1 protein-coding gene is annotated in these 394 nt (G+C 69.5%); it reads left to right on the forward strand.

Annotated elements, in window-relative coordinates; genetic code table 11:
* The coding region (locus N864_RS23100) for an IS5/IS1182 family transposase (protein ID WP_034723177.1) at positions 1 to 394 on the forward strand (394 nt) is incomplete at both ends.

A 394-nucleotide genomic window follows, 5' to 3' on the forward strand; every position in this document is an offset into this window, starting at 1 on the left:
GACACAGGGGGCAGGATCGAATTACAAGAAAAGTCGGGTCGTGCCCGGGGAGCCGCCTGACCATGCCCTCGGCCGCTCCCGCGGCGGCCTGACCACGAAGGTCCACGCCCTGGCCGACCCGACCTGCACGCCGGTACTGGCGCTGCTGACCGCCGGCCAAGCGGGCGACAACGCGATGCTCGCGCCACTGATCGAGGCCTTCGCCGAGGTCGGCGCCAGCCTCGACTTCCGCCTGCTGGCGGACAAGGCGTACTCCCACCCGAGCACCCGAAGCTACCTGCGTGGCAAGAAGATCAAGCACACCATCCCCGAGCGCAGCGACCAGATCGCCCGACGCAAGGCCAAGGGCTCCAAGGGCGGACGCCGGCCCGGGTTCGACGCCGAGCTGTACAAG

This window comes from Intrasporangium chromatireducens Q5-1, assembly GCF_000576575.1.
GTDB classification, from domain to species: domain Bacteria; phylum Actinomycetota; class Actinomycetes; order Actinomycetales; family Dermatophilaceae; genus Intrasporangium_A; species Intrasporangium_A chromatireducens.